The organism is Phormidium sp. CCY1219 (genome assembly GCF_055795085.1).
This window is the reverse complement of sequence record NZ_JAYFEQ010000519.1, coordinates 1-7467: the sequence shown is the minus strand read 5'-3', so window position 1 is coordinate 7467 and position 7467 is coordinate 1. Positions and strand designations below refer to the sequence as shown.

Genomic DNA, 7467 nt, shown 5'->3' with positions numbered 1-7467 from the left:
GTTTTGACGGCGGCTAAAGCCGCAAGTTCGTTTTTCCTCCCCCGGCTAAAGCACGGGGGTTTCCAAACGTATCGGAGATTATCGTGAAAGTAGGGAGGAATTCTCGCTCATCCCAACCCAGCATTCAGGGAGGTTAATCAGTAGAAAAAATGAGGACTATCACGGCATTCTATCGGGAGTGGACCATTTCAGCAGTGCCCCTAGGAGAAGAATGGACAAACCGTTGTTTGCCCCCCGGTAGAAACACCATTTGCACGGACTGGGGAATTTACGACACCGCCGAGGCAGCACTGAGCGGCGCGCAAGAGTACATCGATCGCGCTGCCGCCATGTACGTCTTAGCCGAGGGGGTGCTAGAACTGTACGAAGCAGAAAAAATCAACCCTGACGATTGTCAGAGTTTGCTGCGATCGCTTGGTTATGGCTAAATGACTCAGCCCAAGGCAGGGTTAGCGGCGCGTCACATCCACCGGAGACTCAGCCACCCGGGTATTGAGAAACTCGCGCACGCGATTCAAATAAGTCACCGAATCTTCTAGCATCGGGAAATGAGCCGTATCGGCAATTTCCACAAACTGCACGAAAGACGGATTGAGGGCTGCTGCCTGACGTCCCATTTCTGCGGGAATAATGCGATCGCGTTCGCCTGCCACCAGCAGCACCGGCACCTGTAACTGGGAAAATTCGCGCGGCATCACTTCCGTTGCTTTTTTGCTCACCGAAGTAAAAATCGTATTGACCGCCGCCTCATAATCTGCCATCAAATAATCGGACAGAAAAGCACGGCTTGCCGCCGCCTGAATGGGGCGATATAAAAATCGTGCCATAAACATCCGATCCATCATCGGGACAAAAGCCAGCCACCGAGGGCGGTACTTCACCACCAGACTGCCCCATTTATGAAATGCGCTAAAGGCTTTTTCGTCGTATTCAAAGATTCCACTACAGGTTAAAATTGCCTTTTCAACTCGCTCTGGGTAGCGGTTGAGAAACAGAGTGGCCACTGATGCCCCCATTGAATGAGCATTCAGATAGACCCGTTCTAATTGCAACTCATCTAAAAGTGCGGCCAGGTCATCGGCGTAGGTTTCCAGCTCGTAATCGAGGGCTGGAGGCTGCAGGGGCAAGCGCGATCGGCCAAAACCGCGCATATCGTAAAGCAAACAATCAAACTCATCGAGCAGCGCGCGGGCGGTGGTTTGCCAATACCGACCGGAACCCGCCCAACCATGAAGAAACACCAGCACGGGTTTATTGCCGATGGGTGTTTCTTGGCCGATCCACTCGTAATAATGTTTGACGCCGCGAACCTGAATGTAGGGCATCCCGATTTTGGAGAATTTTAACTACGCTTTAGAGAGTTTACCATCAACTTTGAAACCCCAAGCGGCGAGAAGTGGGAAGGATGAAGCCAAAAAGTTCACAATTCAGACGAAGCGATCGCGGCAAAATTGCCCCTTCGTGCTGCATTGTTCATTCTTAAAGGCTTCATCCTTCTTCCTTCATCACATTTTTCATGCTGATTCCGGCTTGGGTAGAGAGGAAGGATGGAGCAGCAGCTCGGCTGTGGAGCGTTTTTCCACCATTTCCCGAGTAATCGTACAGAGAGTCACATCCTTGCGCGACGGCAATTCGTACATCACTTCGAGCATCAGTTCTTCCACGATTCCGCGTAATGCCCGCGCCCCCGTCTTGCGGCGGTAGGCTTCCTGAGCGATCGCCCGAATCGCTTCGTGCTTAAACTCGAGCTGTACGTTATCCATCCGCAGCAACTTCTGATACTGCTTCACCAGAGAGTTCTTCGGTTCGGTCAAGATTTCCGTCAGCGCATCTTCATCCAGCGGATCCACCACAGCCGCCACCGGGATCCGACCGATGAATTCTGGAATCATCCCAAATTTCACCAAGTCATCGGGCTGCAGATTCTTAATAATATCCGCCGTGCGCTTTTCCTTCGATGGACCCTCACCGGGTTGAACGAAGCCCATTGATTTTTTGCCAATGCGCTGTTCCACCACCTTATCCAGACCGACGAAAGCGCCGCCGCAGATAAACAGAATGTTACTGGTATCGATTTGAATGCAATCTTGATAAGGGTGTTTGCGTCCGCCTTGGGGAGGCACGTTAGCCACCGTACCTTCCAACATTTTCAGCAGTGCCTGCTGCACGCCTTCGCCGGACACATCTCTGGTGATCGAAGGATTTTCGCTCTTGCGCGCGATTTTGTCGATTTCATCAATATAGATAATGCCGCGCTGTGCCTCTTCAACATCCAGGTCTGCCACTTGTAGCAAACGAAGCAAGATATTTTCCACATCTTCCCCGACGTACCCTGCTTCAGTGAGCGTTGTGGCATCCGCTACGGCAAAGGGAACGTCCAGAATGTCAGCCAAGGTTTGCGCTAACAAGGTTTTCCCACAACCCGTCGGCCCGATCAGCAGAATGTTCGACTTTTGCAGCTCTACCAAATCGTCGCTAGCAATTTTCCCGCTGGCTTTCGCTTGAGCGAAGCTCAGGCGCTTGTAGTGGTTGTAAACCGCTACGGAAAGCACCTTTTTCGCTTCCTCTTGGCCGATTACATGCTCGTCGAGATGTTTTTTAATCTCGCGCGGCTTGGGAATTTGATTCAACGATAAATTGGCCGAGCGCGATCGCCGCTTTTGCGGCGGTTCTGCTGCGCGCGGAGGTACCGGTTGCGGGGCTGGAGTATTGGAGTCAAATAGCTCCTCATCTAAAATTTCATTACACAGATCCACGCATTCATCGCAGATATAGACTCCCGGACCTGCGATTAACTTGCGAACCTGCTCCTGAGATTTGCCACAAAAGGAACATTTTAGATGGGAGTCGTACTTAGACATAGACGGCCTCTTAGTTCTGTGCGGTAACAGCCTCTCCCGATGTCGGAAGACCCTGCTTGGTAATCACCTTGTCAATGAGACCATAATCTTTGGCCTCTTCTGCCGACATGAAAAAGTCACGATCCGTGTCGGCTTCAATTCGTTCGAGCGGTTGACCTGTATGTTCCGCCAGTAATTCGTTTAACGTTTGTTTGAGATAAAGAATTTCCTTGGCTTGAATTTCAATATCAACCGCTTGTCCCTGGGCACCACCGAGAGGTTGGTGAATCATAATCCGAGAGCTCGGCAGAGACATCCGCTTTCCCTTCGTACCGGCAGAGAGTAAAAAGGCTCCCATGCTGGCGGCCAACCCATAACAGATCGTCACCACATCGGGTCGAATCTGCTGGATGGTGTCGTAAATTGCCATGCCTGCTGTCACCGAACCCCCAGGGGAATTCAGATAGAGCTGAATGTCCTTCTCCGGATCTTCTGCATCTAAATAAAGCAGTTGAGCCACAATCGAGTCAGCAACGCTATCGTCGATCGGCGTTCCCAGAAACACGATTCGCTCCCGTAGCAGACGGGAGTAAATATCAAAACCCCGCTCGCCCATCCCCGACTGTTCCACCACCATTGGAATCACATTGGTGCTGATGGACTCAATTTCTGGGGAGTTCGAGCCAGCAATTGGAAAATAAGGGGTCTGAGATAGTAGCATCCGATCCAAATTCATGCGAGGGTCTGCCATCGAGCGAGTGGATGTCAAATGTTTCTCCTAGGCTAGAGCTTGCCAAATGAGTTGGCTCTCTGTTCTTATTATGCCGCAGCCAACCGAGGACTGGTGAAAATTTACAGAAAAATATCCAAACTCATTGACGTCTGGATCCATTTTCTGCTTGGTCATTTCCCTGGCTCCCGGTTTGGGCGGCTGCAACGAGCGGCTGAGCTTACTGGGGATTACTCACTGGCTTGAGATTCCGGTTCCACAGCAGTGGTTTCGATCGCATCTGACGATGCTTCTGCTTGTTCTGCTTCTGTTTCCCCTTCTTCTGCGGCCAGAGTCCCTGGACTCACCAGTTCAATGGTAGCGTGTTCTTCCAGCCACGCCAGGGCTTTTTCTTTCTGCAGTTCCGATCTGACGGCTTCGCGCAAGCGCTGCATATCCAGATCTGACGGCAATTGGTCTTTTAATTCTTCAATGCGGGCGTTGATGTCTGAATCGGTCACTTCGATATTTTCTCGATCGCTGACTTTTTTCAGGGCCAGGGATTGTTTCAGCTTCTCCATCGCTTCCGGTTTCGTTTGCTCGCGCAATGCCGGCAAATTTTCCTTCGTGTACAGCTTATTTACGTCAATCCCGTAATTGGCAAGCTGCATTGCCGATTGCTGCAACATGTTATCCACTTCGCGATCGACCAGGGTCTGGGGCAAATCCACTTCCACCACTTTCACCAATTCTTTGAGGATAGCTCCCTCTTTATTGGCTTTCGTCTCCCGTTCGGCTCGCTCTTTATGCTGGGACTCGATGGAGGAGCGCAGTTCGTCGAGGGTCTCGAACTCGCTAACTGCTTGGGCAAAGTCATCATCTAATTCCGGCAACTCTTTTTCTTTGAGTTCTTTCAGGGTGACTTGGAAGCGCGCTTCTTTGCCCTGTAAGTCTTCATTGGGATAATCTTGCGGAAAATTCACCGAAATTTCTTTCGTTTCCTCTGGATTCATCCCGATGACTCCTTCCACGAACCCTTCAATAAACCGACCTTCTTCGAGTTCGATCTGAAAATCTTGCGCTTCTCCTCCGGGCAGTGGTTCCGGTTCGGCTCCCGGTTCGGGGATAATTTTCCCTTCATAATCCACGATCGCCACATCCCCCTTCTGCGCGGGTCGCTCTTCTACAGGGATTAACGTGGCTTGCTCTTTGCGCCGTTCTTCTAAAAAGTTGTCTACCTCCGCCGGATCGTACTTGGCTTCTTCGGCTTTGACCTGCAAGTTCGCGTAATCCTGAAGCTCCACTTCTGGTGGCACGTCCACGGACACGGAAAAGGTCAGCGGTTCTCCGGGTTGATAGCCACTGATTAGCTCCTCGAAGGAACTCAATAGCTGAAAATTTCCCAGCGCTTGGATATCTTCTGACTCGATCGCTTTTTCGACGCAATCTTGAATCAAGTCTTCCAATGCTGCCGCTTTCACCCGCGAAGCGCCCAATCGCTGTAGCAACACCTGGCGCGGCACTTTGCCTTTGCGAAACCCAGGAATGCTAGCCTGTCGGCTGAATTGAGCGATCGCCTGGTCGTAGGCTTTCTTAGACATCTCGGACGGGACTTCAATTTCAAGGCCAAGTTGGCTGGCGGGAAGCTTTTCCTGGGTAACTTTCATCGGCTTTGACAAGACAAATTCTGCAGTTTCTCAAGTTTAAAGGGTCTGTGACGCCCTGTTGGATTGGCATCTGTACAACATGCTTTCCTGGCTCTTCCAAGTGCGGCGATCGCGCGCCGCTGACGCCAGACATAAGCTTCTCGCTAGGGGGCTGGCCAAAATCCCTACCTCCCTAGCTCGTTTGTCGCAAATATAGATCCTAGCCGATCGCGCGCGGCTATTTAACACCCCCGGGGAAAAAACTCTCTCCCGATGAAGGCGTCAGCTCTTTCGGGAGGCGCTCCCGAGGGATTTCCCCGCTCAAATCTTAAATTTTCCCAAAGACGCCAGAACAGAAAACCCCACGCCCTCCGCCGTGGCGCTGGTGACTCCCTCTCCCCTGGCTCATCGACCCGCCCGGGGCAAACCACCCCCACCGAACTCGATGCACTGGCGTCCTCGTGCCTCCCAACACCGAATAGCTCACCCTTGACTCCAATGCCGATCGCTCCACAATTCCCACCCAAAGAACGGTTTTTTTGCCATTCAATGCTTATAATAATATCAGAGCCAACCCCCGCTGTAATTCGGCACGAATGGCTTTCACACCCGATCGCCCTCGGGCAGTTTGAGGGTGCAACGAGTCCGCGCGAACCCCGCGCCAAAGCCCCCAGATGTACCTACGGCGGCACCAATCGGCAAGGAAACCTCCCTCGCTGCCGATTTCATTGGTCGGGGCGATCGCCCCACTCTAGTTGGGTAGCGATCGCACCGAAAGTTCCTCAAACCACCAGTTACCTCTCATTCATTGACCAACAACCAGCTAGCAAGCAATTTAGTAGCCGAAAACCGCTGGCAAAAACCTGCCTGAACCAACCCCCGGAGTAGCAATAGGGGAGATAAATTGCGATCGGGGGATTGGCGGAGCAAAAAAATCAGCCCTTCCCAGTGGATCCAGCCAGAGGGTTTAAATTCCAACCCCCCATTAACATCCGATTTAAAAGACTTATTACCACAAAAAAATTTTTATCGGCCAAAATACCATGAAAATTAAAACCCGCTAAAGAAATAACCTAGATAGAGAAAATTATTTGAATCTAAATCTATTGTGACTCAAGTCCCAGATATCAAGTTGAGAGGAGGAAATTGATTTGCCGAAATCTTACAAGATTGCGATTCTTGGCGCGACCGGTGCCGTAGGCACAGAATTGTTATCGTTACTGGAAACGCGCGCGTTTCCCCTATCCGAGTTAAAGCTGCTTGCCAGCGAGCGATCGGCGGGGAAAACCCTCCCCTTCCGAGGCCAACGGATCCCCGTAGAAGCCGTGGGAGAGCATTCGTTTGACAATGTAGACCTGGTACTGGCCTCGGCGGGGGGATCCACCTCGAAATGCTGGGCACCGAAAGCGGTGGAGGCCGGTGCGGTGGTGGTGGACAACTCCAGCGCCTATCGGATGGATCCGCAGGTGCCCCTAGTGGTGCCCGAGGTGAACCCAGAAGCCGCCGATCGCCATCAGGGCATTATCGCCAATCCCAACTGCACGACAATTTTGATGAACGTTGCCGTGTGGCCCTTGCATCAGGAACAAACGGTGCAGCGGATTGTGGTATCCACCTATCAATCCGCCAGTGGTGCCGGGGCGAGGGCGATGGAAGAAATGAAAGAGCAGGCGAAAGCAATTCTGGCAGGTCAGACGCCAAAAACCGAGGCATTCCCATACCCCCTGGCCTTTAATTTATTCCCGCATAATTCCCCGCTCGACGATCGCGGGTACTGCCAGGAAGAAATGAAAATGGTCAACGAGACGCGCAAGATATTTGGCGACTCTGACATCAAAATTACCGCCACCTGCGTGCGCGTGCCAGTGCTGCGGGCACATTCGGAAGCCATCAACCTGGAATTTGCCGCCCCATTCAGCGTGAGTCGGGCCAAAGAAATTTTGAGCGAGGCGGCGGGGGTGAAACTCGTAGAAGACTGGCAGGCGAATTATTTCCCCATGCCAATGGAAGCCACCGGTCGCGATGAAGTGTTCGTAGGTCGCATTCGCCAGGATATTTCCAATCCCAATGCGATCGAACTGTGGCTCAGTGGCGATCAAATTCGCAAAGGTGCCGCATTAAATGCAGTGCAGATAGCTGAGTTGTTAGTCGATCGCAATTTAGTGCGACCCACCGCAGTGGCGGTTTCCACTTAGTGTGGAGCGTCTATGCCGCGAGACGTGAACTCTGGGGTGTTGATTCAAAAAGTGGGGTTGGGCGAGGATATGATACC

At 52.0% G+C, this 7467-nt stretch carries 6 protein-coding genes; 2 read left to right on the top strand and 4 right to left on the bottom strand.

From position 1 onward, the window contains the following. Positions 1-149 precede the first annotated feature (149 nt). Positions 150-428, top strand: a complete 279-nt coding sequence (locus AC0QH1_RS13790; protein ID WP_324631737.1) for a hypothetical protein — start codon at positions 150-152, stop codon at positions 426-428. Positions 429-449: 21 nt separating this feature from the next. Here the strand turns inward: AC0QH1_RS13790 and AC0QH1_RS13785 are convergent, their stop codons facing one another. The 4 genes from AC0QH1_RS13785 to tig form a co-directional block, all read right to left on the bottom strand. Next, complete coding sequence (locus AC0QH1_RS13785) at positions 450-1325, bottom strand: alpha/beta fold hydrolase (protein WP_324631736.1); 876 nt, start codon at positions 1323-1325, stop codon at positions 450-452. A gap of 189 nt (positions 1326-1514) precedes the next feature. Beyond that, positions 1515-2861 carry an ATP-dependent protease ATP-binding subunit ClpX gene (gene clpX, locus AC0QH1_RS13780; RefSeq protein WP_324631735.1) on the bottom strand — a complete coding sequence of 449 codons (1347 nt, stop codon included), beginning with the start codon at positions 2859-2861 and terminating at the stop codon, positions 1515-1517. A 10-nt stretch (positions 2862-2871) separates the two neighbouring features. Continuing rightward, a complete protein-coding gene (clpP, locus tag AC0QH1_RS13775) occupies positions 2872-3561 on the bottom strand; it encodes an ATP-dependent Clp endopeptidase proteolytic subunit ClpP (RefSeq protein ID WP_324631734.1) in 690 nt (229 codons plus the stop codon). 239 nt (positions 3562-3800) lie between these two features. Further along, a complete protein-coding gene (tig, locus tag AC0QH1_RS13770; RefSeq protein ID WP_324631733.1) occupies positions 3801-5216 on the bottom strand; it encodes a trigger factor in 1416 nt (471 codons plus the stop codon). Positions 5217-6346: 1130 nt separating this feature from the next. On the opposite strand from tig, the gene AC0QH1_RS13765 reads away from it, so the two are divergent. After that, positions 6347-7390, top strand: coding sequence for an aspartate-semialdehyde dehydrogenase (locus AC0QH1_RS13765; RefSeq protein WP_324631732.1), 1044 nt, complete (start codon positions 6347-6349; stop codon positions 7388-7390). The last annotated feature ends 77 nt before the right edge of the window (positions 7391-7467 follow it).